Source organism: Mesorhizobium japonicum MAFF 303099, assembly GCF_000009625.1.
Classification (GTDB): domain Bacteria; phylum Pseudomonadota; class Alphaproteobacteria; order Rhizobiales; family Rhizobiaceae; genus Mesorhizobium; species Mesorhizobium japonicum.
The window spans coordinates 5301484-5328104 of the sequence record NC_002678.2 but is presented as its reverse complement, the minus strand read 5'-3'; the positions used below and the strand labels follow the sequence as shown (position 1 = coordinate 5328104).

At 64.5% G+C, this 26621-nt stretch carries 20 protein-coding genes; 8 read left to right on the top strand and 12 right to left on the bottom strand.

Features of this window, described 5'->3' with window-relative positions:
- The first annotated feature begins 35 nt into the window (after nucleotides 1–35).
- Nucleotides 36–911 (top strand): SH3 domain-containing protein, encoded by an 876-nt coding sequence (locus MAFF_RS26625; RefSeq protein ID WP_044551369.1) that lies wholly within the window; start codon nucleotides 36–38, stop codon nucleotides 909–911.
- A gap of 115 nt (nucleotides 912–1026) precedes the next feature.
- On the opposite strand, the gene MAFF_RS26620 is transcribed toward MAFF_RS26625, so the two are convergent.
- On the bottom strand, nucleotides 1027–1773 hold the full coding sequence (locus MAFF_RS26620) for an SDR family oxidoreductase (protein WP_044549298.1): 747 nt from the start codon (nucleotides 1771–1773) through the stop codon (nucleotides 1027–1029).
- Nucleotides 1774–2082: 309 nt separating this feature from the next.
- On the opposite strand from MAFF_RS26620, the gene zwf reads away from it, so the two are divergent.
- From zwf to edd, 3 genes are all read left to right on the top strand, one after another.
- Nucleotides 2083–3552 carry a glucose-6-phosphate dehydrogenase gene (gene zwf, locus MAFF_RS26615; protein ID WP_010914109.1) on the top strand — a complete coding sequence of 490 codons (1470 nt, stop codon included), beginning with the start codon at nucleotides 2083–2085 and terminating at the stop codon, nucleotides 3550–3552.
- Nucleotides 3534–4250 carry a 6-phosphogluconolactonase gene (gene pgl, locus MAFF_RS26610; RefSeq protein ID WP_010914108.1) on the top strand — a complete coding sequence of 239 codons (717 nt, stop codon included), beginning with the start codon at nucleotides 3534–3536 and terminating at the stop codon, nucleotides 4248–4250. The genes zwf and pgl overlap by 19 nt, the downstream gene beginning before the upstream one ends.
- Before the next feature lie 70 nt (nucleotides 4251–4320).
- Entirely contained in the window at nucleotides 4321–6144 is a 1824-nt protein-coding gene (edd, locus tag MAFF_RS26605) for a phosphogluconate dehydratase (protein WP_010914107.1), read from the top strand.
- A gap of 65 nt (nucleotides 6145–6209) precedes the next feature.
- On the opposite strand, the gene MAFF_RS26600 is transcribed toward edd, so the two are convergent.
- The 4 genes from MAFF_RS26600 to MAFF_RS26585 form a co-directional block, all read right to left on the bottom strand.
- Nucleotides 6210–7871, bottom strand: coding sequence for a vWA domain-containing protein (locus MAFF_RS26600; RefSeq protein ID WP_044549294.1), 1662 nt, complete (start codon nucleotides 7869–7871; stop codon nucleotides 6210–6212).
- 170 nt (nucleotides 7872–8041) lie between these two features.
- Nucleotides 8042–9040: a GlxA family transcriptional regulator gene (locus MAFF_RS26595; RefSeq protein WP_032920700.1), complete on the bottom strand. Its 999-nt coding sequence runs from the start codon at nucleotides 9038–9040 to the stop codon at nucleotides 8042–8044.
- 28 nt (nucleotides 9041–9068) lie between these two features.
- Entirely contained in the window at nucleotides 9069–9968 is a 900-nt protein-coding gene (gene folD / locus MAFF_RS26590; RefSeq protein ID WP_010914104.1) for a bifunctional methylenetetrahydrofolate dehydrogenase/methenyltetrahydrofolate cyclohydrolase FolD, read from the bottom strand.
- 182 nt (nucleotides 9969–10150) lie between these two features.
- On the bottom strand, nucleotides 10151–12691 hold the full coding sequence (locus tag MAFF_RS26585) for a GumC family protein (protein ID WP_044549293.1): 2541 nt from the start codon (nucleotides 12689–12691) through the stop codon (nucleotides 10151–10153).
- A gap of 199 nt (nucleotides 12692–12890) precedes the next feature.
- Here MAFF_RS26585 and MAFF_RS26580 point away from each other — a divergent pair, with 199 nt between their 5' ends.
- On the top strand, nucleotides 12891–14186 hold the full coding sequence (locus MAFF_RS26580) for a lipopolysaccharide biosynthesis protein (protein ID WP_010914102.1): 1296 nt from the start codon (nucleotides 12891–12893) through the stop codon (nucleotides 14184–14186).
- A 128-nt stretch (nucleotides 14187–14314) separates the two neighbouring features.
- Here the strand turns inward: MAFF_RS26580 and MAFF_RS26575 are convergent, their stop codons facing one another.
- From MAFF_RS26575 to MAFF_RS26565, 3 genes are read right to left on the bottom strand one after another with little or no spacing between them, the layout of a single operon-like run.
- Nucleotides 14315–15238: a DUF6492 family protein gene (locus tag MAFF_RS26575; protein WP_032928741.1), complete on the bottom strand. Its 924-nt coding sequence runs from the start codon at nucleotides 15236–15238 to the stop codon at nucleotides 14315–14317.
- Entirely contained in the window at nucleotides 15235–16029 is a 795-nt protein-coding gene (locus MAFF_RS26570) for a WecB/TagA/CpsF family glycosyltransferase (RefSeq protein WP_032928739.1), read from the bottom strand. The genes MAFF_RS26575 and MAFF_RS26570 overlap by 4 nt, the downstream gene beginning before the upstream one ends.
- On the bottom strand, nucleotides 16026–17198 hold the full coding sequence (locus MAFF_RS26565; protein ID WP_010914099.1) for a glycosyltransferase family 4 protein: 1173 nt from the start codon (nucleotides 17196–17198) through the stop codon (nucleotides 16026–16028). The genes MAFF_RS26570 and MAFF_RS26565 overlap by 4 nt, the downstream gene beginning before the upstream one ends.
- Before the next feature lie 171 nt (nucleotides 17199–17369).
- On the opposite strand from MAFF_RS26565, the gene MAFF_RS26560 reads away from it, so the two are divergent.
- From MAFF_RS26560 to proC, 3 genes are read left to right on the top strand one after another with little or no spacing between them, the layout of a single operon-like run.
- The gene (locus MAFF_RS26560; protein WP_044549290.1) at nucleotides 17370–18368 is read left to right on the top strand and encodes a glycosyltransferase family 2 protein; all 999 of its coding nucleotides are present in this window, start codon (nucleotides 17370–17372) and stop codon (nucleotides 18366–18368) included.
- Nucleotides 18337–19662, top strand: a complete 1326-nt coding sequence (locus tag MAFF_RS26555; protein ID WP_044549288.1) for an O-antigen ligase family protein — start codon at nucleotides 18337–18339, stop codon at nucleotides 19660–19662. The genes MAFF_RS26560 and MAFF_RS26555 overlap by 32 nt, the downstream gene beginning before the upstream one ends.
- Nucleotides 19663–19722: 60 nt before the next feature.
- Nucleotides 19723–20538: a pyrroline-5-carboxylate reductase gene (gene proC, locus MAFF_RS26550; protein WP_010914096.1), complete on the top strand. Its 816-nt coding sequence runs from the start codon at nucleotides 19723–19725 to the stop codon at nucleotides 20536–20538.
- Nucleotides 20539–20541: 3 nt separating this feature from the next.
- On the opposite strand, the gene MAFF_RS26545 is transcribed toward proC, so the two are convergent.
- The 4 genes from MAFF_RS26545 to MAFF_RS26530 all read right to left on the bottom strand — a co-directional run bounded on the left by MAFF_RS26545 (nucleotide 20542) and on the right by MAFF_RS26530 (nucleotide 26466).
- Nucleotides 20542–21858: an NAD(P)H-dependent oxidoreductase gene (locus tag MAFF_RS26545; RefSeq protein ID WP_044551366.1), complete on the bottom strand. Its 1317-nt coding sequence runs from the start codon at nucleotides 21856–21858 to the stop codon at nucleotides 20542–20544.
- A gap of 86 nt (nucleotides 21859–21944) precedes the next feature.
- The gene (locus tag MAFF_RS26540; protein WP_010914094.1) at nucleotides 21945–23339 is read right to left on the bottom strand and encodes a multicopper oxidase family protein; all 1395 of its coding nucleotides are present in this window, start codon (nucleotides 23337–23339) and stop codon (nucleotides 21945–21947) included.
- 142 nt (nucleotides 23340–23481) lie between these two features.
- A complete protein-coding gene (locus MAFF_RS26535; protein ID WP_044549286.1) occupies nucleotides 23482–25110 on the bottom strand; it encodes a DUF882 domain-containing protein in 1629 nt (542 codons plus the stop codon).
- A gap of 213 nt (nucleotides 25111–25323) precedes the next feature.
- Nucleotides 25324–26466, bottom strand: coding sequence for a hypothetical protein (locus tag MAFF_RS26530; protein WP_010914092.1), 1143 nt, complete (start codon nucleotides 26464–26466; stop codon nucleotides 25324–25326).
- Nucleotides 26467–26621 lie beyond the last annotated feature (155 nt).

Here is a 26621-nt window from a genome sequence, read left to right as displayed (position 1 = left end):
GAAAGAACATCGGCCCGCGTATGGAGGTGGCGAGAGTGAGAGAGCCCTTCAGTTTCGGTGTTCCGGAACGTCGGCGCTTTGCCATGCAGTTTGGATACGACATGCGGCCGTCCTTCTGGCAGGAAGTCCGTTCGAACTCGCATCTGGTGATTGCCGCGGTCGGCACCGCCGCGCTGCTCGGCGTGGCCGCGGTGGCGCTCTGGCTGGCATTGCCGACGAGCGAGCGGCAAGCTGCCGCCAGCCAGGAGCAGAGCATTCCGAGCATTCCGGTGAAAACGATGAAGATCGTTCCGGCCGGAACCACGGTGGCCGCGGCGACGGTGCCGCAGCCGGCCCGCAAGTCCGACCAGGTCTCACCGACGGTGGCGGTGGCGAAAGCAAACATACAAGCGCTAGCGGCCAATGATCCCCGCTGGACCGAGGCACAGCCGAAAACCGCTTCGGCGGCACCCGATCAAGCGGCTGCCCCCAGCCAGGCGGCCAATCAGGCTGAGCCGGCGCCGAACAAGCCGGCTGTCACGGCGGCATTCGCGCCATCGGCGACCGATACCGATGCCGCCAGCGAACTTGCCAAGGTTGCCGCCCCAGCACCTGCGGCAGGCAGCAATCCGGATGGAGCGAAGACCGCCGCCATCCCTGAAGTGCAGCCACAAGCGCCCGAACAGCAGCCGACGGCGAGTGATGATGGCAGCAAGGCCAGGGCCAAGCCACCCAAAGTGGCGGCGGCCGGCAACGGGCGTATCCTAAGGCCGGTGACCATGCGCAGCGGCCCGAAGAAGAACGCAGCCGCCATCGGCACTGTACCGGCAAGAACCTCGGTGCAGGTGATGATCTGCAAGCAATGGTGCCAGATCGTCTACAACGGCAAGACCGGCTGGGTCTACAAGAGCTACATCAAGACCGGCGGCTGATGTACCGGCGCATTTGCGGCTGAGGCCGGGCTCGCCGCCGCCCGTTGCCGGTACAAGTCAAAATCGAAGTCACAGGCTCGGTCGAAACCGACCTGCGCCACAATGACGATGCGCTTCAGATGCAGCGTCCGCCATCGACCTCCAGCGCCACGCCGGTGATGAAGGCGGCTTCATCCGATGCCAGCCAGAGTGCGGCATTGGCGATATCGAGGGGCGTCGAAAGCCGGCCGAGTGGGATCGAGGCGCGGAAAGTCTCGCGAATCTGCGGCGTGTCGGCGCCCATGAATTTCTCCAGCATGCCGGTCTCGCCGGCCACCGGGCAGAGGCAGTTGACGCGGATGTTCTTCGGCGCGAGTTCCACCGCCATCGATTTGGTGGCGGTGATCGCCCAACCTTTCGAGGCATTGTACCAGGTGAGGCCGGGCCGTGGCCTGAGGCCAGCGGTGGAGGCCGTGGTCAGGATGACGCCGCCACCTTGCCGCTCCATGATCGGCACCACGGCAAGGGCCGCGTGATAGATCGCCTTCATGTTGACAGCGGTGATCAGGTCGAAGGTTTCTTCGTCGACCTTCAGCATGTCGCCGTTGCGGTGGGTGTAACCGGCATTGTTGACCATGATGTCGATGCGGCCGAAGGCGCTTTTGGCGGCATAGACCATCTCGTCGAACTCGGAGCGCAGCGAAACATCGGTCTGCGTCCAGATCGCCGCCTCGCCGATCTCGCTGGCGACGCGCTCCGCCCCCTTGGCGTTGAGATCGGCGACAACGACCCTGGCCCCCTCCTGCGCGAAGCGCTTGGCCATGCCTTCGCCGAAGCCTGATGCCGCGCCGGTGATGATGGCGACCTTGTTTTCCAGACGCATGCCTTGTCCGCTCATCGATGTCTTCCCGGAACCAATAAGGCGGTTGACCGGCGCGGCCCATGCCGCGACAGACAAGGCGCCATTTCTCCCTTAGCTTTCGTCACATTCACGTTCTATGCTGCAACTGCGAAAGCTTCCGGAGTCTTCGTTCACCGACAAGCCTCCGGCAAGCGCCAGTGTCAAGCGCACATGTGGATCCAATCAATGTCCAGCGATTGGTCCTCGATGTGACACCATGGCACTGGAAAATTTAAATCGATTAGAATATATCAGCCGCGTACTCGCGACCGGCGTCAAAGCGGACAGACCATGACCAGCCAGATCATTCCCGTCGATCCTTTCGACTTCATCATTTTCGGCGGCACCGGCGACCTGTCGGAACGCAAGCTTCTGCCGTCGCTCTATTATCGCCAGCGCGACCATCAATTCTCCGAGCCGACGCGCATCATCGGCACATCGCGCTCGAAAATGAGCGACGAGGAATTCCGGGCCTTCGCCAGCCAGGCGATCTCCGATCACGTCAAGCCGGCCGATATCGACGCCAAGGAATTGAAGACCTTCCTGGCGCGGCTCTCCTATATCTCGGCCGATGCGACGAGCGGCGCTGGCTTCGACAAGCTTAAGAAGGCGATCGGCGAGAGCGAGAGCATCCGCGCCTTCTATCTGGCGGTGGCGCCGGCGCTGTTCGGCGATATCTCGCACAAGCTGAAAGAGAACAAGCTGATCACGCCGAACTCGCGCATCGTGCTGGAGAAGCCGATCGGCCGCGACCTTGCCTCGGCGCGGGCACTCAACGATTTGGTCGGCGACGACTTCCACGAAAGCCAGATTTTCCGCATCGACCACTATCTCGGCAAGGAGACGGTGCAGAACCTGATGGCGCTGCGCTTTGCCAACGCGCTCTATGAGCCGCTGTGGAACTCCGCCCATATCGACCACGTACAGATCACGGTGGCCGAGACCGTCGGCTTGGAAGACCGCGTCACCTACTACGACAAGGCCGGCGCGCTGCGCGACATGGTGCAGAACCACATGCTGCAGTTGCTCTGCCTCGTGGCCATGGAGGCGCCGTCGTCGATGGACGCCGACGCCGTGCGCGACGAGAAGCTCAAGGTGCTGCGGGCGCTGAAGCGCATCAACGGCAACGAGGCGCCGAAGCACACGGTGCGCGGCCAGTATCGCGCCGGTGCATCGGCCGGCGGGCCGGTGAAGGGCTATGTCGAGGAGCTCGGCAAGGACAGCAACACCGAGACCTTCGTCGCCATCAAGGCCGAGATCGGCACCTGGCGCTGGGCCGGCGTTCCGTTCTACCTCAGGACCGGCAAGCGCTTGGCGACCCGGGTTTCGGAAATCGTCATCGAGTTCAAGCCGATCCCGCATTCGATCTTCGGCGACAGCGCCGGGCCGATCTTCGCCAACCAGCTGGTCATCCGGCTGCAGCCGGACGAGGGCGTCAAGCAGTTCATCATGATCAAGGATCCGGGCCCGGGCGGCATGCGGCTGCGCCAGATCTCGCTCGACATGAGCTTCGCGCAATCCTTCGACGGCCGCGCGCCCGATGCCTATGAACGGCTGATCATGGACGTCATCCGTGGCAACCAGACGCTGTTCATGCGCCGTGACGAGGTCGAGGCGGCGTGGAAATGGATCGACCCGATCCAGAATGCCTGGGAAGGCGCCAAGCAGGAAGCGCAGGGCTATACGGCAGGCACATGGGGGCCATCTGCCTCGATAGCGCTGATCGAACGTGACGGGCGGACATGGCACGAGAGCAATTGAACGGCGCCAGCTACAACTGGAACGCTTTCCCCGACCGGCCGCAACTGGCCGTGGCGCTGGCCGGCCGCGTGGCCGATCGGCTGACCAGGGCGATTGCGGAGCGCGGTACGGCAGTGCTGGCCGTCTCCGGCGGCACGACGCCGACAAAATTCTTCGCCGCCCTCTCGGCGATGCCGATCGCCTGGGACAAGGTGATCGTGACGCTGGTCGACGAGCGTTTCGTGCCCGCCTCCTCGCCGCGCTCCAACGCCGGGCTGGTGGCCGCCAATCTCTTGCAGAACGCCGCCAAAGCCGCGCGCTTCGTACCGCTCTACCATGAGGCATCGGGCATCGAGGATGCAGCGGCATCCGACGATGCAGCACTGCGCTCCCTGCCCTGGCCGCTCGATGTCGTGGTGCTCGGCATGGGGCCGGACGGCCACACCGCCTCCTTCTTTCCCGACGCCGACGATCTGGCAGAGCTGCTCGACCCGGCCTCGGACCGGATCATCCTGCCGGTTCATGCGGCCAGCGCGGGCGAGCCGCGGCTGACCCTGACGCTGGCGCGCATCATCGATGCCGGCTTCATCGCGCTGCACATAGAGGGCGAGGACAAGCGCACCGCCTTCGACGGCGCGGTCGCGCCCGGGCCGCGAAAGCCTATCCGCGCCGTGCTCGACGCCGCACCCAGACCCGTAGAGGTTTTCTGGGCGCCCTGATTTTGGATTTAGTGGTCCCGGCAACGGCGGGAGGATGTTTCCGGGACCTCGCCTGAAAGGACCGACCGCCATGACCGCAAGACGCGATATCGAAGCCATCACCGAGCGCATTCGCCAACGTTCGAAGGCGGGCCGCGAGCGCTATCTCGGCCGTATCGCCGAAGCGTCGAACCAGACCGCCAACCGGTCGGTATTGTCCTGCGGCAACCTCGCTCACGGCTTTGCGGTGTGCAGCCCCTCGGAAAAGCTGGCGCTCGGTGCCGACAAGGTGCCCAATCTCGGCATCATCACCTCCTACAACGACATGCTGTCGGCGCATCAGCCCTTCGAGACCTATCCGGCCCTGATCAAGGACGCGGCGCGCGAGGCCGGCGGCATCGCCCAGGTGGCCGGCGGCGTGCCGGCGATGTGCGATGGCGTCACGCAGGGCCAGCCCGGCATGGAATTGTCGCTGTTTTCGCGCGACGTAATCGCCATGTCGGCGGCGGTCGGCCTGTCGCACAACATGTTCGACGCCGCCGTCTTTCTCGGGGTCTGCGACAAGATCGTACCGGGACTGGTGATCGCGGCGCTGACTTTCGGCCATCTGCCGGCGGTGTTCATTCCGGCCGGACCGATGACGACCGGGTTGCCCAACGACGAGAAGGCCAAGGTCCGCCAGCTCTATGCCGAGGGCAAGGCGGGGCGCGCCGAACTGCTGGAAGCCGAATCCAAATCCTACCACGGGCCGGGCACCTGCACCTTCTACGGCACGGCGAACTCCAACCAGATGTTGATGGAGATCATGGGCCTGCATACGCCCGGCGCCTCCTTCGTCAATCCCGGCACGCCGTTGCGTGAAGCGCTGACCCGCGAGGCGACGAAGCGGGCGCTGGCGATCACCGCGCTCGGCAATGCCTATACGCCGGTCGGGCGGATGATCGACGAGCGGTCGATCGTCAACGGCGTCGTCGGCCTGCATGCCACCGGCGGCTCGACCAATCATACCATCCACCTCATTGCCATGGCGGCAGCGGCCGGCATCGCACTGACCTGGCAGGATATTTCCGACCTTTCGGAAGCGGTGCCGCTTCTGGCTCGCGTCTATCCGAATGGCCTTGCCGACGTGAACCATTTCCATGCCGCCGGCGGGCTCGGCTTCCTGATCCGCGAACTGCTCGACGAAGGCGTGCTGCACGAGGATGTGCAGACGGTGTGGGGCGAAGGCCTGCGACCCTACGCTGTCGAGGCAAAACTCGGCGCCGATGGCTCCGTCGTGCGCGAGGCCTCGCCGCAGGCCAGCGGCGACGAAAAGGTGCTGGCGCCGTTCCACAAGGCGTTCCAGCCGACGGGCGGCCTGAAGGTGCTGGCGGGCAATCTCGGCCACGCCGTCATCAAGACCTCCGCCGTCAAGCCGGAACGGCGCATCATAGAGGCGCCGGCCAAGGTGTTCGACAGCCAGCAGGGCCTGAACGATGCGTTCAAGGCGGGCACGCTCACCGGCGATTTCATCGCCGTCATCCGCTTCCAGGGCCCGAAGGCCAACGGCATGCCGGAACTGCACAAGCTGACCACCGTGCTCGGCATCCTGCAGGATCGCGGCCAACGCGTCGCGCTGGTCACCGATGGGCGCATGTCTGGCGCTTCCGGCAAGGTGCCGGCGGCGATCCACGTGACACCGGAAGCGGTCGAGGACGGGCCGATCGCCCGGCTTCACGACGGCGACATCATCCGCCTCGACGCCGATGCCGGAACGCTGGAGGTGCTGGTGCCGGGAACCGAATTCGCGCTGCGCCGCACCGCCGAAGCCGATCTCATCGGCAACGAGTTCGGCTTCGGCCGCGAGCTTTTCGCCGGCTTCCGGCAGTTGGTGGGCCGTGCCGACCATGGCGCCAGCGCATTCGGAACGGCCTGATATTCCTGACTTTCAAACGAAAAGGGCGGCCTTGAGCCGCCCTTCTTTGTTTGTCCTGCCGGATGCTACTCGACTTTGAGCTCGCTCCGCTCGCCGGCCTTGACCGTGAAGGGCGTCTCCTTGTCGGCCTTGTCGGTGGTGAAGTTGGTCACCAGCACGTAGTCGCCCGCCGCCAGCGTGGTCTGCATCTTTTCGCCATAGGCGTAGGTCACCTGCTTGCGCTCGCCCTGGATGTTCTTCTTGGCCTCAAAGATCTTGAAGCCATCCGCGCCTGGTGCGTCGACAGCCAGGACGCCCGCATTCAGCGTCACGTTGACATCGGTCACCTGACCGACCGTGACGCTGAAAGGCTGTTCCGTGGACACGGCCTGCACGTCGACGCCGATCACATAGTCGCCCGGAGGCAGATCAAACTGGCTGTCGGGGCCGTAGGCGTAAGTCACCTGATCGCGGCTGCCATCAAGCTTCTTGGCCGCCTTGTACACCTTCCAACCCACATCGGTTTCGGCCTTCTCGCCGCCCTGGGTGTAGAAGGCGTTGGCCTTGGCCTTGCCGACGCCGACGATGATGTCCTTGTCGACGACCTGGCCGGCGGCAAGTTGCATGGTCTCGCTCGCCTCACCGGCTCCCAGCTTCACGGTGACCTTGGTCTCGCCGGCCGGAACGACGTATTTGACCTCGCCGTAATTGCTGTCCGACGTGCCGCCGGAATAGGCGATGCTGATCTGCGCATTGCGGTCGACATCGGCTCCCGGCGCCGGCCGCGCGTGAATCGAGAGCTCCGCGGCGTTCAGATTGAGCGCTAGGTCCGTTGCCTTGTCCGCCGTCAACGAAACCTTCTGCTCGGCCCTGGCGGCACCGCTGGTAGCGACGACGATGTAGTTGCCGGCAGCAAGATGGAACTTGACGACGTTATAGCCGGAATCGACGTGCTCGCCGCTGGCCCCCTTGGCATCATCCTTGAAGATTTCATAGTAGACATCGATCTTCGGCACCTCGCCGCCCTCTTTCAAGAACGCTTGCGGGATGAAGTTGTAGTCGACCTCGGCTGCTTTCGGCGCAGGCGCCGGTGCGGGAGCCGGTTCAGGCGCGGGTGCCGGCGCCGGGGCAGCGACGGTCTCGACCAGGGCTTCCTGCAGCGCCTTCTCATCGGAGGCCTGGATGTACTTGCCGCCGGTGTTTTCGGCCAGGCAGGCGATCTGCTTGCCCTCGTCGGCCGTCAATCCGAAGCCGACGACGTCGGCCGTGAAATCGACGCCGGATGCCTTGAGTTCCTTACCCAACGCACAGGGATCGCCGCCGCAGGTCTCAAGCCCGTCGGTAATGAGGACGACGGTTGCCTTGTCCTCGGTGTATTTCAGCGCTTCGGCCGCCTGCTTGACGGCTGCCGTCAACGGCGTCTTGCCAAGGAACTTCAGACTGTCGGCGGCATCCGTGATGGCGCTTGCCGAGCCTGGCTGAGGCGGCACGATCAGCTGGATGTCGTCGCAGCTGCCTTTTTCGCGATGGCCATAGGCCATGAAGCCGATCTCATCGTCGGCGGGAACCGATTGAAGCACGGTCCTTAGAGATTCCCTGGCGATTTCGAGCTTGGGCTTGCCGTCGATCTGTGCCCACATCGAGCCGGAAGCGTCGAGAATGATGATGACCTTGTTTGCGGCAAAGCCGAACGTCGTCATCGACAAAAGGAGGATCGCCGCAGCGACGCTCCGCGCAAATACCGCCATCGAAATCTCCTGAGTTAGCCCCCTAATCCGCACAGGGAAGCTATTTGAGGCGGCGTCAGGACACAAGCCCGGCGCGGCCGTCTCGCTCGGGCCTCTGGGCGGGGAAAAAAGCGTTCGTGCAGCAGGATCGCCCCAGCGGCAGGCGTCCTGGGGCAGACCGAAGCCCCGGCTCAGTAAGTGGTGCGACGCTCTTCCGAGGGTGGCCTGCCGAACTGCAGCCGGTAGCTCTGGGCGAAATAGGAATGCGAGGTGAAGCCGGTCGCGATCGCCACGTCGAGGATCGGCATGTTGGTCTGGCGCAGCAATTCGCGCGCCCGCTCCAGCCGCAGCCGCATGTAGTAGCGGCCGGGCGTCACGTTGAGGTGGCGCAGGAACAGACGCTCCACCTGACGCACGGAAAGACCGGCCGATTTTGCGAGTTGCACCGCCGACAGCGGTTCGTCGAGATGGTCGGCCATCAGTTCGACGATGCGCCTGAGCTTCTCCGACTTGCCGGTCAGATCGCGTTCCGGCCCGACGCGCTGGCGGTCCCCGGCCGAGCGGATGCGCTCGTGCTGGAACTGGTTGGCGACGCCATTGGCGAGGTTCGAGCCGAAATCGCCGCGCACGATCTCCAGCATCAGGTCGATCGAGGTGGTGCCGCCGGCGCAGGTGTAGCGCTTGCGGTCGATCTCGAAGACATTGCCGGTGCAGTTGATGTCGGGGAAACGCTCCATGAAGCCGGCGCGGTTTTCCCAATGGATGGTGCAGCGGTAACCGTCGAGCTGGCCGGCCTCGGCCAGCAGGTAGGACCCGACCGACAGCGCGCCAAGCGCGTTGCCGCGCCGGCCCCAGCTGCGCAACGCGGCCAGGACCTTGCTCTTGCCGGGAAATTCCGTCGTCAGGCCGACCGAGACGAAGAGGATGTCAACCGGCGGCAGGTCGGCGACGGCATAGTCGATCTTGAGCGGCAGGCCGTTGGACGCCATCACCGGATCGCCATCGGCCGACACCGTGGTCCAGCCATAGAAATCCCGGCCGAGCAGACGGTTCGCCGACCGGAACGTGTCGATCGCCGCGGCCAGCGAGAACATGGAAAACTTGTCGACCAGCAGGAAGGCGAACTGCCGGCCACCTTGAACGGGATCAGTCGTGACCGGCCGTTCCGGGGAAATGGTGGGGTTCGGCAAAACTGGCGCTTTCAGGGTCAACCCGGGCTCAGAAGGTGGGCCGCTTCAATCCGGCCGCAAGGTAGGCAGAAGCTAACGTATTGGCCATCAGCATGGCAATGGTCATCGGCCCGACACCACCGGGCACCGGCGTGATGGCGCCGGCCTGCCTGGCCGCCTCGGCATAGGCGACATCGCCGACGAGGCGCGACTTGCCCTCGCCCTTCTCGGGTGCGGGAATGCGGTTGATGCCGACATCGATGACGGTGGCGCCCGGCTTAACCCAATCCCCCTTGATCATTTCCGGCCGGCCGACGGCGGCGACCAGGATGTCGGCCGTGCGGGCGAGCGCCGGCAGATCCTTGGTGCGGCTGTGGGCAATGGTGACGGTGCAGTTGGCGGCAAGCAGCAGATTGGCCATCGGCTTGCCGACGATGTTGGAGCGGCCGACAACGACGGCGTTGAGGCCGGACAGGTCTTTGCCGCGCACGCGCTGGATCAGAAGCATCGAGCCGGCCGGCGTGCAAGGAACAAAGGCCGTATCCAGCTCGCCTGTGCCGAGCTTGCCGACATTGATGAAATGGAAGCCGTCGACATCCTTCTGAGGCGCGATCGCCTGGATGATCTTGCCGGCGTCGATGTGGGCGGGCAGCGGCAGCTGCACCAGGATGCCGTTGACGGCCGGATCGGCGTTGAGATCGGCGATGATCTTGAGCAGCGCCTCCTCGGAGGTCTCGGCCGGCAGAGTGTGCTGGAGCGAATGAAAGCCGCATTCCTTGGCGGTGCGCGACTTGGAAGCGACATAGACCTGGCTCGCCGGATCCTCGCCGACGATGACCACGGCCAGACCAGGCTTGGCTTTGCCCTTGGCGACCAGCTCGGCGGTCAACGCCTTGACCGTTCGCACCACATCCTCGGCAACGCTCTTTCCGTCAATCACTTCGGCCATGAACCATCCTCAACCCTGTTTCGCGCAACGCCGCTTTCGAGACGCAATGTCCCGGCGCCGGCAACATGCAGCGCGGCATTGTCACGAAAATTCCGGCACGCAATCCCGTCAAAGCGCCGTCCCATGCCGTTTACGCGAAAACCGGGATGGTTTTGTTCGGCCTCGGCAACGTATCTTGTGGCTCAGAAGTAGCGGCGGCGGGCGCGGCTCTCGGTGAGTTCGCGGACCGCCTCGCGGAATTCGCGCAGGCTGGCACGAATTTCCTCGATCGGCGCCTGTTCGGCGCCTTCCTCAACCGGCGACGGCTCCTGGGGTGGGTAGGCCGGTGGCCGCGGTGGCGCAGGCTGCGGCGGATACGGCATGTTCCCGGCATCCGGCGCCATGGCCTGGGTATAGGGGTAACCTGCAGGCGACGGCGCCGGCCAGGACTGCATCGAGCCGGCCTGTGATGCAGGGGTATAGGGCGGCGGAGCCGGATAGATCGGCAGTGGCGGCATCAGAGGCGACCGCGACGGCGGCCCCATCGGCTGCGAATAAGTGGCATCGAAGCCTGGCGGGAAAGGCGGCCGCGAATAGTCCGACGACCGCGGCATGAAGGCGGGATCCGGGTTCGGGAAACCGGAGGGCATGGCAGCATCCGCCGGCCGCGCGCCAAAGGCGGCGAATTCGCTGTTATCGTCCACTTCGGCGGATGGCTTGCGGGATATGACGTTGCGCAATTTCGCCATGAGCGCGGCGACACGCCCGGGCCGTTCGGCGGGAGCGGCTTCGGCCTGTGCCAAGGGCGGTGGCGGTGCTGGCGGCGGGGGTGGCACCGGCGGCACGGGCGGTGCCGGCATTGGCGGCGGGGGTGGCGGCGCCGCCCGGAATGCCTGGTCTTCGACAGGCGCCTTGCGGTCGCGGCGCGAGCGCGATGTGGCGGTCTCGCGCAGGCTTTCATAGGCGCCGCGCATGGCACCGAGACCAATTCCAGTGGCAAACCCCAGGAGCAGACCGGCAAGGGCCATCACGGCCCGCGACGGACCTTTGGCCTCGAGCGGTGCGAAGGCCTTGGAGATCACATTCATGTTGGCGGTGTTGATGTCCTTCTGCTCGCCGGTCTCCTTGGCGCGCAGCAGATATTGTTCGTAGACGGAGCGCTTGGCGGCGGCCTCGCGCTCCAGTTCGCGCATCGACACCAAATCGTTGTTGACGTCGCCGCTGCGCACTTTGAGCTGGGCAAGGCGGGAGGAGAGATCCTGTTCCAGCTGGACGGCGCGTTTCAGATCGACCTGCAGCGAGGAAGCGATGCGGCGCAACTCGCCGGCGATGCGGTCGCGCGCACCGGCAATCTGTGCGTTCAGCGCCTGGAGTTCAGGATGGCGCGGGCCCAGCCGGATGGCAGCACGGTCCGCCTCCTGCTTGAGCGTTGCATATTGCGAACGCAGATCGCTCATCGTGTTGGAATTGATCTCTTCCGGTAAGGTGCCGGCCAGAACCGAATTGACGTCGATCGAGCGCGCCGAAGCCGCCCTTGCATTGAGCTCCAGTGTGCGGGCGCGGGCGACCGAGAGCTGCTCGTTGAGCTTCAGCATCTCATCGTCGCTGATCAGATGACCCTGTGCGTCGACGAGGTCATGCGAAGCTCTGAACTCCTCGACCTTGCGTTCGGCTGCCTCGACGCCCTTGCGTAGTTCATCGAGCCTTGCCGTCAGTTCGTCGGTCGCACGGCCGGCCGTAGCGGACTGGATCTGACCGAAGGTCTGCAGGAACACATCCGTCATCGTGTTGGCGATGAGCGCCGATTTCTCGCCGTTCTGCGTGATCGCGCTGACGGTGATGACGAAGGTCTTGCCGCCACGCTCGACAGACAGGCTTTCGGCCAGATTGCCAACGGCGAGCGCACGCCGGCGAACCTCGTCCGCGCCGCTCGGGCCGTCCTGGTGCGGAAGAATCGAGCGAATGAGAGACCTGATGCCGAGGCCGCCGGCACCCTGGCCATTGAACTCCGGATCGTTGGCCAGGTTGAGCTTGTCGACGACCTTGTTCAAGACCGTGCCCGAGGTCAGCACCCGGACCTGGTTTTCAACGATGGCGAGCGTGGCGTCGGAAGCGACCACATTCTGGGTAAGGTCCCGGTCGGTGAGCTTGAGGTCGCGCGGGTCAACGATCAGTTCAGCGGTGGCTTCATACTTCTTCGGCGTCGACAGCGCGATCGCGATGCCGAGCCCGGCACCGATCAGGGTGGTGGTGATGATCAGCAGTTTCGACCTGGCAATGCCGCGCACCACCTGCATCGGATCGATCAGCGGCTTCCACTGTTGATCGTCCCTGCGATCGTCAAAGGATGCATTGGCTTCGCCTGCCTGGCTGGATCCGGACCTGTCATGCGAGCGAGCGCTGCCGGAAGGTTCTTCAGCGGACTGCCTTGAATACGGCATGGCCGGCGGCAGATCGTCGGCGTCCTCTTGCGAGCGCCAGGCGTCGTCCCGAGCCGCCGCTTCCGGCTGCTCATCCGGCCGGAGGCGCTCTGTTCCGGCGGCGGCAGACGGCGTTGGGTTCGTCCGCGCCTCGCGCCGTGAACGGGCAAGGCGATGGCGCGTGGCGGCATCCTCGCGCCAGCCAGAATCTGCGCGATCGCCTATAGAGACCAGGGATGCGTCATCCTCACCGCGCATGGGCTGGCCGAGCGCCAGCAATGAACGCTCGCGCCTCCAGTCTTCACGGTTTTCCCTGTCGACCATTGTCTTGGAGCTTCACTCTTTGGCCGCTGGGCAGCGGCGGTCGGCTATTCGTTAAGCCACGCTAAACAAGCATAGGAAACAAAAGGTTAATTTCGGCAGGCCGGCGTGTAAGCCTTCCATAACCTCAAGTGCCGGAACTTCAGCGCATCCGGGCCTCAGAACGGCACGTTAAGCTTTCCCGCCTATGGCTTCCCGGCACATGACCGAAGCTCGCGGCATACCGCAAAGGCGTAGTTTCGCCCGGATCGGCACTTTCGTGGCCGAGCGACGGGGGCTGGTGCGCGACTATTTTTCGGCGATCAGCGGCGCCGGCGGGCGGCTGGTGTTTTCGCTGGCCTATTTCATCGCCCTCGCCAACACTTTGTCGATCTCCGAATTCGGCATGTTCGCCACCGCCTCGGCGGCCGGTGTGATGCTGTCGCGGATCCTGGCCTTCGGTTTCATCTCGGCGCTCTACCGCACCGCCACCATCCGCCCCAATCTGATCGGCACCTTCACAGCCGGCTTCCTGCTGCTCGGCATCGTTTCGCTGCCGCTCCTGGCGTTGGCCTCGTTCGGGGTCTACCTGATCTTCTTTGCCGGCACCGTGCCGCTGTCGGTGTTTTCGGCGATCGTATTTGCCGAAGCGCTTTTGTGGCGCCCGGTCGAGGTGGCGCTGATCGTCAATAACGGGCTGGGCAAATTCGGGCGCGCCGCGATCCTGGCGATCCTGGCGACGGCACTGCGGGCGCTTGGCGCGGTGCTGTTCATGGTTTCGGCGCAGCACAGCATCTGGGTGTGGTCTTGGTTCTATATCGGCGCCAACGCTGCCTCGCTGGTTCTGGCTTTTGGCTGGTTCTATCCACGCCAAAGACTGCGGCTGCGCATCGAGCTCTATCTCAGGCGGCTGGCCGATTCCATTTACGTCGCCGGCGCGGAAGTGTTGTTCTACCTGCAATCGGAATTCGACAAGCTGCTGGTGCTGGCGATCGGCGGCCCGCATCTGGCCGGCATCTACGCCATCATCATGCGGCTGGTCGACCTGACCGCGATCCCGATCCGCACCTTCTCGATGATGCTGGTGCAACGCATGATGCGCGCGCCGGACCTGTTGTCGCGGCTGGCGGTCAAGAGCGGCATCGAGGGCGGCGTGTTCGCCGTTTCGACGCTGGCGCTGCTGGCGCTCGGCATCGTGCTGCACTTCTTCCCCAACGCTCTCGGCAGAAACGTCTCCGAGGCCGCGCCGCTGGTGGCGCTGGCAATCTGCGTTCCGGGATTGCGCAATCTGGTCGAATACCAGGCCGAGCTTCTGTTCGCCCGCGGCCAGACGGCGGTACGGGCGCTCAATCTCGGCCTGCTCGCCGCCCTGAAGGCGCTGCTTTTGACCTATGTGCTGACCACCATCTCCGACACCTCGGAGCTGGTGCTGTCGCTCAACATCGTCTTCCTGCTGCTCTATCTCGCCTCGATGCTGCTGACTTATTCGGCGCTGCGCAGGCCGGCGAAAGCAATCTGAATTCAGGTGACGCCGGCCTGCAAACAGCGGCTCCCTGCGCTTCCGGTGCTCACGTACCGTAGTACGCTCCGCTCCGGTTCTCGGAAGCCACTGTTTTCGGCTCGTCCTGACCTGAATTCCTGCTCAGGCTAACCCAGCCCGATCAGGCGGCGGATGCGTCCGATATCGGTGCCGATGAAGGATTGCATGCCGATCGCCACCTGCTCCGGCGCCATGCCGGCAACGAAGCGGCGGAACTCATCGTCCGACAGTGCTTCGCCCGTCCAGTGGACGCGGCAGAATTCCTCCGAACCGTGGAAGTGGCCGGCTCCGTCCAGCAGATCGTCGACATAGCGGCCATAGATCATGCATTCGGAGAATCTGCGCGCCGAGCCGACGACTTCGACCCAGTCGAGGCCATGCAACTTCTCGATCTGGCCGCACATGGCAAGCACGGTGTCGCGGCGCCAGGCAATCAGCGTCGAAATGTAGTCGTGGGTCGACACGCGCGACGGGTCGATGCCGAGTGCGGAACCCGCGTTGCTCGACCAAATGCGATGCTCGTCATGACCGTCATCCGCAAGCACGCCGTCGCGGCGGAACAGCCGTGCCTTGCCATCACGCCAGAAGGTGGCGCAGTCGAACGCTTTCAGGAAAGCGACGTCGGAATCGCAGAAGACTAGAACATCTTCTCTGGCATGCGCCGCAATGGCGATGCGGCGTAGCTGCTGCACGTGCCAGCCGCGCAGCGGCTGCGTCTTCAGGCTGAGCCAGACACGCCGGCGAAACAGGCTGAGCGGATCGTCGAAAGCGCGCAGCCAGCGCGGCAGCAGGTCACGCTCGTCGACAACTGTGCGCCGGCTGGTCTCCAGCTGGCGGAAAAGAGCGACGTCGCGGTGCTCGACCAGGATGTAGTGGTGCGCGGCGCCGGAAACATGGCGGTCAAGCGTCTCGCACAACAGGCGGCAGCGCTCGAGATCCGGCGCGTAGCTCGCCGTCACCACCGCCGCCGTCGGCGTCTTCGGCAACAGGCCCGGGCCGGCCAGGGCATCTGGAACAAACCTTTTGTTCAACGGCGCTCTCCGGCCGTTTCGGCGCCGCGCGACCATCTCTGCTTGACGACCCGCCACAGGAACACCGGGTTGCCGACGACGTAGCGGCGCCAGAGCCGGCCCGGCTCGACCGCCAGCCGGAACAGCCATTCCAGGCGCAGGCGGCGCATCCAGAGCGGCGCGCGCGGCACCGAGCCGCTCAGGAAATCAAGCAGCGCGCCAACCGCCACCGGCATGGTGCAGTGGCGTTCGTCGATGTGGCGCGCAATCCACAGTTCCTGGCGCGGCACGCCCATGGCGACCAGCAGCATATCCGGCCGCAGCGCCGCGATCCTGCTGATGATCTCCGGTTCCTGCGCGGCGGAGAAGTAGCCGTCATGAATGACCACGAAGTTGTGGTGCACGGCAAGGGCGGCCAGCTTGACCGACGCCGCCTCGGCATTGACACGCGTCGCGCCGAGCAGGCCGACGGTCAGCGACCGCGTCGAGGCCTGCAGGAAGGCCGGCACGAAATCGGTGCCGTTGAGATTGTCCGGAAAGGGCGCGCCGTAGAGAAGTGCTGCGGCGAGATCGACGCCGATGCCGTCCGGCAGGATGAGGAAATCGTCGAGCGCCTCGGCGAAGTCCGGGTCTGAACAGGCGATGTTGGCGTTGTGGGCGTTGAGGAAACTGACCTTGGTGAAGCGCCGCTCGGCAATCAGGCGGTTCAGCAGGGCGACGGCATCGTCCCAGCGGATGGCGAGCACCGAGATGCCGAGGATCGTCTTCAGGCTGTCAAGCCCGAAGGCAGCGCGGGCGGTGTGCATATTCATGCCAACACCTCCTGCCTGACCGCGCCGAGTTTTGAGAGGCCATACCGGATGGCGGCATCGAGCGCCTTGACCTGCTGGCGATAGAACGCGCCGCCATCGACGTCCCGGATGTCGGCCGCCGCCGCCTCCAGGGCCCTGGCGAAACCGGCCGGATCGTCGGTGACGACGCAGTTGTCGGGGCGATGGCCGATGCCGCGGAGCGAACGGCTGGTGGCGACGGAAGGCAGGCCGAGCTCGAAGGTCTCGATGGTCTTCAGCTGCACGCCGCTGCCCGCGGTGCTGATCAGCGGGATGACGGCCGCGCCGCATACGAATGCCCTGGCATCCGCGACACGGCCGACAAACTCGACGCCCGGATGTGCCGAGGTGACGCCGGAAGGCATGTGGCCGGCGATGCGGATGCGGAAACCGGGCCGCAGATGCGGCACCACCTTGCCCAGGAACCAGTCGAGGCCGATGCGGTTCGGCTGCCAGGTCCAGGTGCCGATCAACGCGGCGTCGCAGTCGATCCGGCGCGGGCCGTTCCGGACTGGCGCCCTGGCGCCGGTCACCAGCGGCAGCACCGCCGAGCGGTCGTTGGAGGCGACGCCGAGAGCAGCGCGGTCTTCCTCGGCCAGCGTGAAGACAAAGCGCGCGCGGCGGCAGAGGCGCTCTTCCACGACCTTGAGCAGCCTAGCCTCGCGGCGGAACAGCAAGCGCTGGAAGACGCCGCCGGCGGCAGCCTCGTTTTCCCGCGCCGAGAGATGCTCGACATTGTGGGCGACGAAGATCGAAGGCTTGTCTTCGAAGAGCTTTTCGAAGGCGCCGGCGAACTGCACGGAATTCAGCACATAGCCATCGAACGGCCCGGCCTGTTCGAGAGCGGCCTCCACTTCGTGCTCGGACACCGCACGCAGCTTGACCGACGCGAAGGTAAGGCCAGACAGCATCGCCTTGCGGACCCAGGCGAGCTTTCGTAGCGCAGAGGCGCTTTCGGTGCGCACGTCGATCTCACCCAGCACCACGGTGTTTTCCGGGTCGGCCGTGACCTTCCCGGGCCAGGTGAAACCGATGACCGTGACGCGCGCACCAGCCCGCCGTAACGCAGCGATGATCGCAGCATTGGCGATCTCGTAGCCCGAGGCGAGAGCGCCGTCGGGCACGATCGATGTGACGAACAGCAGATGCATCTCACCTATCCTGTGGTGTAGCCGGTAGCAAAGCGCGGTGAACCCTTGATTAAGCGAGCACAATCAACGGCCGAAAGCCCCTGCCCGACGGGCCTCTCCGTGCAAGGTGATTAACGAAACCTTATCACCGTGGTGCTACCAGAACGCGACTCACCATGTGGCTGGACACGGATGATCCCTTTGCCATCGGATGGTTCGGTATCGATCGCTGGACGGTCTCCCCGGCTTAACGTGGAGGCTGTCGAAGCGGTCGTCACCTTGCCGACCTTCAAGCGCCCCGAACAGGTGCTCGACACGCTGGCTTCGCTGCGCGCACAGCGGACCGGCAGGCGCTTTGCCGTCATCGTCATGGAGAACGAAGCCGAGGTGCGGGAAGGCGCCAAGGCGGTGCTGCCGCTGTTCGAGCGCGGCGAGATGCCAGGCATGGTCATCGTCGCGCAGGAGCGCGGCAATTGCAGCGCCTACAATGCGGGCTGGCAGACGGCGATGCTGCACTTTCCGAACTTCAGGCATCTGCTGGTCATCGACGATGACGAGATCGCCGATCCGCATTGGCTGGAACGCATGTGCATGGCTGCCGAGACGCTCGGCGCCGACATCGTCGGCGGCCCGCAAGTGCCTGTCTTCGCAGACGCTGCACATGCGAGATGGGCCGAGCATCCGGTGTTCGCGCCGCCCTACCGGGAAACCGGGCGCGTGCCGGCGCTCTATTCGTCCGGCAATCTTCTGGTCGGGCGCAACGTGCTGGTCGCCATGGAGCCGCCCTTCCTCGACCTGAAATTCAACTTCATGGGCGGCGGCGATTCTGACTTTCTCAGCCGGGCGGTGCAGAATGGCTTTGTGCTCGGCTGGTGCGCCGAGGCCAAGGTTCGCGAGACCGTCCCGGCGCGGCGTGTCGAGCCCGACTGGATCCGGGCCCGCAGCTTGCGCAACGGCGTGATCTCGACTCTGGTCGAGAAGAAGAAGCGCGCCGGCACGCCGCTGGCCGGCGCCGAGGTGCTAGCGAAGAGCCTGGCGCTGCTGGCTGCCGCACCGTTTCGCGGCCTGATCCGGCTGGCGCGCACAGGATCGCCGGCGATTGCCATCTACCCCGTCCATGTGGCGCTCGGCCGCGTGCTGGCCGAATTCGGATATGCCAATGAGCAGTATCGCCAGCCCGAGAAAAACTGAGCGCGTACCGCTCAGCGACGCGTTCACGCGCGACGGCGTGGCGACCGCCATCGCCGCACTGCTGTTCAGCGTCATCATGGTGTCCTTTCGCCCGTTCCAGCCGGCCGGCGCCGAACTCACCGGCGACGGCGGCGACATCGTCAATCAGCTCGGCTTCGGTTCGCTCGGCGCCATTTCGATCTTTTCGCTGATGGCCTTCGCCGATCCTCGCATCGTGCGCTCGCTGCTCAGCCCGTCCTGGGTGCTGATGCTGGGCTTCTTCTTCCTGTCGGTGGTGCTGGCGACCGACCCGCCCGCGGCGATGCGCGCCGCCTCCTTCACCATGATCGGCATCCTGACCATGGCAACGATCCTGGCGCTGCCGCGCGATGCCGAATCCTTCTCGAAAATCATCATCTTCACCGCCGTGGTGGTGATGGGCCTTTCCTATGTCGGCCTGATCGTCTTTCCGCATGAGGCGCTGCACACAGCCGACTCCCAGGAGCCCGAACACGCCGGCCTATGGCGCGGCGTGTTCACCCACAAGAACATCGCCGGTCCGATCATGGCCTGCTTCAGTTTTGCCGGCCTTTACCTCTACCGGCGCGGTCAACGCTGGTGGGGCGCAGGCATATTCTGCGCGGCGATGATCTTCATGCTGCACACCGGCTCCAAGACCACCGCCGGCCTGGTACCGTTCTCGATCCTGATTGTCGTGCTGCCGAGCCTGATGGGCATGCGGCTCGGCACGCCGATCCTGTTCGCGCTGGCGATCATCGCCACGGCGGTCGGCACGCTGGGCATCGTCTTCCTGCCGCCGGTGAAACATCTGGCGGCGATCTATTTTCCCGACATGACCTATACCGGCCGCACCACGCTGTGGGAGTTCGCCGGCTCGATGCTGGCGAAGAAGCCATGGACCGGCTACGGCTATGAAAGCTTCTGGGGCACGCCGCTGCTGCTCAACCAGGACCAGCCTTTCGATAGGCCGTGGGACATCCGGACCATCGTGCATGGCCATGACGGCTATCTCGACATCGCCGTGCTGATGGGCATCCCCGCCCTTTGCGTGGCGGTCTACACTTTCCTGTTCGCGCCGCTGCGCGACTACATGCGCATTCCGCTGCGCAGGGAAAACATCTATCTCGGCGACTTCTTCATGATGGTGGTGCTGTTCACCGCGCTCAACGCTTTCCTAGAAAGCTTCTTCTTCCATCGCGGCGACCCGGTCTGGCTGTTCTTCGTGCTCGGCGTGCTTGGCCTGAGGCAAGTGTCGCTGCGGCCGATCGCGGTGCGTGGCTCGCGTCCCGCCTGACGGGGCTTCCCCCCTGAAGCGTGAGCGTCTATGTCAAAGCCTTCCTTCGGAGGGCTTTCGATGACGAACAGGCTTGTTCTCGCCGGCTGCGGCAATATGGGCTACGCCATGCTTTCGGGCTGGCTGAAATCCGGCAAGCTCGCGCCCTCGGCGGTTTTCGTTATCGAGCCCAATGCGGAGCTGCGCCAGCGCGCTGCAACGCTTGGCTGCGCCACATCAGCGGACGCCGGTGAGATTCCAGCCGATGCGGTGCCCGATCTCGTCGTCATCGCGGTAAAACCCCAGGTGATCCGCGACGTCACCGCCGCCTACAAGCGTTTCGGCGATGGCCGCACCACCTTCGTCAGCATCGCCGCCGGCACGCCGGTCGCCACCTTCGAAGACATCCTCGGCAACCGCGCGCCTGTTGTGCGCTGCATGCCCAACACGCCCGCCTCCATCGGCAAAGGCATGATGGTGGTGTTTTCCAACCCGCTGGTCTCGGATGATACCAAGCGCTTTGTCGCCGACCTGCTGTCGGCCAGCGGCGAAGTGGCCACCATTGACGACGAAGGCCTGATGGATGCGGTGACCGCCGTGTCGGGATCCGGGCCGGCCTATATCTTCCACTTCATCGAAGCGCTGACCGTGGCCGCCGAGAAGGCGGGGCTGCCTAGCGCAACCGCCAGGCTGCTCGCGATGCAGACCGTCTATGGCGCTGCCTCGCTCGCTGCCGAAAGCCAGGAGGAACCCGGCGTGCTGCGCCAGCAGGTGACCAGCCCCAACGGCACGACGGCTGCGGCGCTTGCCGTGCTGATGGGCGAAGACCGGTTGACCAATTTGCTGACGCAGGCAGTCGAGGCGGCTCGGCTGCGGTCGATCGAGTTGGGAAAGTAAAACTCAGTTCGCCCCGTACAGCATCTCGTCCTGCAGCCGGCGCAAGGCGAACAGTCTCGTCGTCTGGTCGGGCGCGGCATTGTCGGCGGTGAGCAATTCGCCCTTCCGGACCGGTTTCAGCACCTTGCCGCCCTCGAGCAGGCCGACCGGCACGGCGTGCTGGGCGCGGGCTTCGCCGACGGTCATCGTCCAGGAGCGATAGCAGGTCTCACCGATCGCATCGAAGGTCTCGCCGGCAGCCAGGTCCCGCTTGGCGACCGCGCAGACCTCGGCGACGGGCCTTGGCAGCGGCACCATGTCGGGCTTGCCGAAAAGCACGATGCGGGCAGCGGTGAGCGGCACTTCCAGCGAGGTCAGATGATAGGGCCGGAACAGGCTGTAATAGGGACCGTGGCCGATATGCAGATCGTCCATGCGCTCGATGATGCGCGGATGCGTGGCCTCGACGATGACGAAGACACCGGGCGCCACACCCTTGCCGATGGTGTAGTCGACGACGCCTTTTTTCAACAACAGCCCGCCATCCTCGCGTGGGATCAGCACCTTGACGAGATCGTCGCGGTCGGCCTTCGGGCCATGCATGCCGGGCACATCGGGCACCAGCCCGGTGGCGTTGGCGATGGCGCACATCTCGACCATGGTTTTCGAACCGTCGACGAACTCGACCAGCATGCGCGGGTTCATGTTGCGGCGGATCGCTTCCTCGCGATAGTCGTCGGGCATGGCGTCGTGGTTGAGCGGGTTGTTCTTGCCCTTGCCGGCCGAGACGATGGTCAGGCCGAGCGCGGACGCGAATTCGATCAGTTCCATGCAACTCGACGGCTCGTCGCCGGCGCCGACTGAATAGACGACGCCAAGCCGGTCGGCCTGCTGCTTGAGATAGCAGCCGATGGTGACGTCGGCCTCGACATTCATCATCACCAGATGCTTGCCATGCTCCATCGCCATCAGGTCGAAATCGGCGGCGACGCCCGGTTTTCCCGTGGCGTCGATGACGACGTCGATCAGCGGATTGGTGACCAGCATCTCATTCGAAGTGACGGCGATCTTTCCCGCCTCGATGGCCGCGGTGACTTTCGATGCCGCGTCCGCCTCGACCGCCATCGCCTCGTCGCCATAGGCGATGCGGATGGCGTCACGCGCGGTGTGTGGGCGGCGGGTAGAGACGGCGCAGACGGAAATACCCGGCATCAGCATGCCTTGCGTGACGAGGTCTGTGCCCATCTCGCCCGAACCGATAACACCGATGCGCACCGGACGACCCTCAGCGGCTCGGCTGGCGAGATCGCGGGCAAGCCCGGTCAAGGCGACATTGGTCATGCGTGAGATGTCCATGGTTCTTGGTTTTGGATGCGGCAATAGCAGGGAACCACCCGCTTTTGCCAACGAAACCGTTCAAACCTGGCTCAAACCACCCGGACGTAGCTCGTCATGCCCGATTTCTGGTGCTCGATGATGTGGCAGTGCAGCAGCCAGTCACCGGGATTGTCGGCGACGAAGCCGAGCTGAACCTTTTCGTTGGGCTGGATAAGATAGGTGTCGGAAATCAGCGGCTGCACCGGACGTGTCGAGGACGACAGCACCTTGAAGCCCATACCGTGCAGATGCATCGGATGCGATTGCGGCGTCAGGTTCTCCATGTCGATGACATAGCTCTTGCCGAGCTTCAATTCGGCCAGCGGCGCGGTCGGATCGGATGTATCGCCTGGCCACGGCACCTTGTTGATGGCCCAGAAACTGTAGCCTAGCGAACCGCAGATGCCATCGCTCGGTACGTTTTCCGCCGTAGCGCTGAGAGCCAGCGAAATGTGCTGGGCGGCGCTGAGGTCCACTTCCGCCACCGGATTGACCTCCAGCGGCGCAACATCGCGAACATCCCGTTTGAGCGAGCTGCCCGTCGCCCGCACGGTCGCCAGGATCTTGGGCTTGGTGCCCCTGACATCCCGCAGGCTCACCACCGCGCCTTCCCGGTCTGGCATGCGGATGGCAAGTTCCATGCGCTGCCCCGGCCCAAGCAGCAAGGCATCGGGTGAAAAGCGCTCAGGCACCGGATTGCCGTCAAGCGCCATCACGATCGCCTCGGCACCGTCGACGCGAAAGGCATAGATGCGGGTGACATCGGTGATGGCGACGCGCAGCCGCACCAGACCTCCGGCCGGCGCGTCGTATTGCGGCTGGTCGAGCCAGTTGGCGGTGCGCACCGTGCCGTAAGTGCCGGTTTTCGCGGCATCGCGCGGCCGGAATTGGTCGATGAACTGGCCGTCGTCGCCAAGACGCCAGTCGCGCAGATTGAGGACGAATTCGGCGTCGAATTTCGGATCATTCGGGTTTTCGACAACGATCACGCCGGTCAGGCCGTGGCCCATCTGCTCCAGCGTGTTGCAATGCGGGTGGTACCAGAAGGTGCCGGCGTCGGGCGGCGTGAAGGCGTAGTCGAAATGGTCGCCGGTGTTGACATAGGGCTGCACCAGGAAGGGCACGCCATCCATCTTGTTGGGCAGGCGAATGCCGTGCCAATGGATGGTCGTGGGATCATCGATGGCGTTGACCAGGCGCGCCGCGAAGGGTTCGCCCTTCTTCATCCTCAGCACTGGCGGCATTCCGGCATTGCCATAGGTCAGCACATTGTTGGTCGGGCCGATATCCATCAGCCTGGCCTGGATCTTGGCCGTCTGCAGCACCATCGGCTCGGGGCTGGTGGCGGCGAGGCCGCCAAGCCTGCCGATGGCCGAAAGCCCTACTCCGGTTGCGCCAGCGACGGCGGCCGTTTTCAAGAGCCCACGGCGTGTCCATCCGGTCATTCAGCGCTCCAACTGCAAAGCCTGGGATTTGTCGTCGCCTTGGATCACAGGCGAGCCGCCAGTGCAAATGCCGATATTGGCACACCGCGTCCCGCCAATGCCATGGCGACGGGATGGCATTCGCTCGGGAGTGCTCGCCCCCTTATTTGAAGCTGGCGATGGGCAGGAATTTCACTGCGGAGCCGGTGAAGCGGCGGTGATCGGACGTCTGTCCTCGTGGCTCGAATCCGTCGAGATAGACCTGCTCCGGCGCCGTGCGGATGAAATTGGCCGCAATGACGGGCGCCGCTGCCGTGCCGGCTCCGCCAACAATGCCGCGACCTGTCCCCACGGGCACAATTACGGCGGTGGCTTCGGGATCGAGACGTGGCTGGACACGATCGGCCTTGGGGCTGGTCCTGACGCGATCCTCGGGTTTTGGTGCCGGCACGGCAAGCTGCTGAGCGGTCGATCCATCAAGGACGGTATCGGGGTGATGCATGGCCAGCAAGGCAGCGACGGCATCGGCGGATTTGGCTGCTTCCGACGGACGCGCCGGGCTCGTCTGGCTTTGCGGCCGCCATGTCGGCAACGGGATGTTGAGCGCCACCACGTCCGGCGCGACGCTGGCGCCAGCGGCATCCGTCTTGCCCAAGGGCCTTTCGGCATTGACCACAACCGGCTTGGCCGCGGAGAGTTCGGCCTGCGCCGTGAACGCGCTGGCCATCGCGACCGGTGCGGTTTGCGGCGTCGGTATGCTGGCGGTCCGCTCGGCGCGCGGGGCGAAGGCGGGCAATGGCACCGCACTGGGCGCCATGGCCATGACGGCCGCTTCGGGCGTCTTGCTGCTTTGCTCAGCGAGCGGTTCTTCGGCGGCACCGGCGGAAGCCATCTCCGCCCGTTGGGCTGCCTCCGGCGGCACGATGGCGATGCCCTGCCCGGCGTTCTTGGGTTCAACGGACTTGGCCGGTTTGCGTGGCGCGGGCGCTGCTTCCGCGACGTCCTCGGACTCGTTGGCGCCGCGCCCGCCCAGAAGCGTCGCCAGCAGGCCGCGCGACTTGCGCTGACCACCGTCGGCGCTAGCCAGCTCGATGTTGGGCGTGCCGGCAGCCTTGCGCGATTTGTAGGCGGCAAGCGCCTGGTCATAGCCGGGCAGCGGCCTGCCGTCGCTCGGCACATGCAGCGTGTTGCCGTTCGGGAAGACCCTGGCGAGTTCCTGGCGGCTGATGCCCGGCCAATGCCGCACATTGCCGACGTCCATGTGAATGAAAGGCGAGCCGGAGGTCGGATAATAACCAACACCACCGCCCTGCATCTTGAGGCCGATGTCGCGCAGCTTCTTCAGCGGCACGTCCGGCAGGAAGAAGTCCATGGCCCGGCCGACCATGTGCTGGCTTTCCCGCGCCACGCCCTTCGAGCGGCTGCGCAGCATGGCGTTGGTCGCCGGCGAGCGATAGGCGCTGACGACATGGATATAGGCGCTCGAGCCGCTGGCGCGATAGGCCTGCCAGACGAGATCGAGCAGGCGCGGATCCATCCTGGTCGGCTCGTTGCGGCGCCAGTCGCGCAGCATGAAATCGATCTTCTTCAATCCCGCCTGATCATAGCGTCCGTTGCGCTTGAAGACGATCTCCGCCTTCTCGCCCGTATGCAGATGCTGGATCTTCAAGGCACGCGTCTCGGCGAACGCGCTGGTGACGCACAGGCAAAGGAACGCGACGACAATGGCCGGCAACCATGTCCAACGATGGGAGGCGCCGGGCGCGTTCTGTTCGCTTTCAATCACGGTCATGCCTTGCACATTGTTCTTGTTTCGGACGATTTGACGTCGTCGCCGGAAGCGGAGCCTTCTTTTCGAACCCTGGACACGCAGGTTTCACCAGGCAGGCGGGCATCCGTCCTGCGACCCGTCGATGAACAGCATCTTGGTTAACGAATCGTGTTCGCGCCGGAATGGGCGTCCCCGACAGCGGCGGGTTGCCTGGAGTGAATTCAGCCGATCGCTTCAGCGGAACAGATATTTCGAGACTTCCGGATTGCCGCGCCGCCACATCACATTGTCCAGGAAGTAGTGGTGCACGTTGATGAAGATCCAGGCGATGAAGAGGAAAAGCGACGAGCCGAACTCCGCCTTGTCGTAGGGAACCAGGTCGGTCAACGCCATCGGCACCAGCCAGAAACCGAGCGCTCCAAGAATTCCGCCGAAGACCACGAACGCCAGCACGCGCAGCCTGTATAGCGGTCCAAGAACGGACAGGGCCTTCAATGCCGGCCTCTCGACGGCATCCGCACGGTCGCGCTCGACATTGGTCTGGTAGCGCCAGACCACGGCCAGGTACTGCAACGAATGCATCGCCGGCACCACGAGCAGCCAGAGCGGGTTCAGCGTCACGAACAGGATCCAGGCATAGAGGGACACGACGTAGGCGACGACGCCGTTATAGGGCAGCGCGCCACCATGTTTGCGCCAGCGGTTGATGAACATCACGGCGGTCGCCGCCGACGAGGCGGCAGCTATCGCCATGGCGATGGTGATGAGCCATGGCGGCACCGCGAAGGTGTAATAGTCCAGGCCCCAGAACTGCCTTTGGGTGATCACCACATTCGTCTGGAGCCAGGCGAACAGCCAGACGGCGTAGCCGTTGAACAACAACACCTTCTTGTCCTGATCGCTGAAGAATTTGCGCTTCAGCACGGCATCCACCATCAGCATGCCGTAGCCCTGCTTGACATAGTGCCAGCCGACGAAAAAGCCCATGGCGTTGGTCGCATTGCCGAGCAACCGGGCGTTGCTCGTCAGCGAGCCATAGGCAAAGAAGGCAAACATGGCCAGCGGGACGACAATGCCGGCGAGAATATAGCGGATCTGAAGGCTCCGGCTGTAGCCGTCGCCACGCATCTTGCGCGCGAAATTGCGGTAGAAGATCTGGTACGAATGACCGAAATGCGGCTGGTTTATGAGGTGCGAGAGCAAGAACATCGTCAGCGTCACGGTGGCTTCGTACCGGAGCGGCAGAAAATACAGGACCGGCAGGATGAGAAGCGCGCTTCCGCCAAGCATGAAGAAGTCGATGAACGGGCCAAAGAGATATTTTTGCGGAGCGGCCGCGACTGAGGCCGGGGTATCTGCCGAAAGGTGAAGTGCCATGGTGCCTTCTCCCCCTGTGATCAGAACGTCGTCGCGGGTAGATAGGCCGTCGATTGCATCCGACCAGCGGCAGGACGTATTTGCTTAAGAACTAATTATGCTTGTTAGCAGGTTTTGCAGTTCTCTGAAATTTCGAATATTGTCTGCCCAAGGGG

Excerpts from the sequence above, each read along its gene's own strand:
- MAFF_RS26620 (WP_044549298.1), bottom strand. The coding sequence starts at position 1,773 with ATGCGTCTGGAAAACAAGGTCGCCATCATCACCGGCGCGGCATCAGGC.
- zwf (WP_010914109.1), top strand. The coding sequence starts at position 2,083 with ATGACCAGCCAGATCATTCCCGTCGATCCTTTCGACTTCATCATTTTC.
- pgl (WP_010914108.1), top strand. The coding sequence starts at position 3,534 with ATGGCACGAGAGCAATTGAACGGCGCCAGCTACAACTGGAACGCTTTC.
- edd (WP_010914107.1), top strand. The coding sequence starts at position 4,321 with ATGACCGCAAGACGCGATATCGAAGCCATCACCGAGCGCATTCGCCAA.
- MAFF_RS26600 (WP_044549294.1), bottom strand. The coding sequence starts at position 7,871 with ATGGCGGTATTTGCGCGGAGCGTCGCTGCGGCGATCCTCCTTTTGTCG.
- folD (WP_010914104.1), bottom strand. The coding sequence starts at position 9,968 with ATGGCCGAAGTGATTGACGGAAAGAGCGTTGCCGAGGATGTGGTGCGA.
- MAFF_RS26585 (WP_044549293.1), bottom strand. The coding sequence starts at position 12,691 with ATGGTCGACAGGGAAAACCGTGAAGACTGGAGGCGCGAGCGTTCATTG.
- MAFF_RS26580 (WP_010914102.1), top strand. The coding sequence starts at position 12,891 with ATGACCGAAGCTCGCGGCATACCGCAAAGGCGTAGTTTCGCCCGGATC.
- MAFF_RS26570 (WP_032928739.1), bottom strand. The coding sequence starts at position 16,029 with ATGAATATGCACACCGCCCGCGCTGCCTTCGGGCTTGACAGCCTGAAG.
- MAFF_RS26565 (WP_010914099.1), bottom strand. The coding sequence starts at position 17,198 with ATGCATCTGCTGTTCGTCACATCGATCGTGCCCGACGGCGCTCTCGCC.
- MAFF_RS26560 (WP_044549290.1), top strand. The coding sequence starts at position 17,370 with ATGATCCCTTTGCCATCGGATGGTTCGGTATCGATCGCTGGACGGTCT.
- MAFF_RS26555 (WP_044549288.1), top strand. The coding sequence starts at position 18,337 with ATGAGCAGTATCGCCAGCCCGAGAAAAACTGAGCGCGTACCGCTCAGC.
- proC (WP_010914096.1), top strand. The coding sequence starts at position 19,723 with ATGACGAACAGGCTTGTTCTCGCCGGCTGCGGCAATATGGGCTACGCC.
- MAFF_RS26545 (WP_044551366.1), bottom strand. The coding sequence starts at position 21,858 with ATGACCAATGTCGCCTTGACCGGGCTTGCCCGCGATCTCGCCAGCCGA.
- MAFF_RS26540 (WP_010914094.1), bottom strand. The coding sequence starts at position 23,339 with ATGACCGGATGGACACGCCGTGGGCTCTTGAAAACGGCCGCCGTCGCT.
- MAFF_RS26535 (WP_044549286.1), bottom strand. The coding sequence starts at position 25,110 with ATGACCGTGATTGAAAGCGAACAGAACGCGCCCGGCGCCTCCCATCGT.
- MAFF_RS26530 (WP_010914092.1), bottom strand. The coding sequence starts at position 26,466 with ATGGCACTTCACCTTTCGGCAGATACCCCGGCCTCAGTCGCGGCCGCT.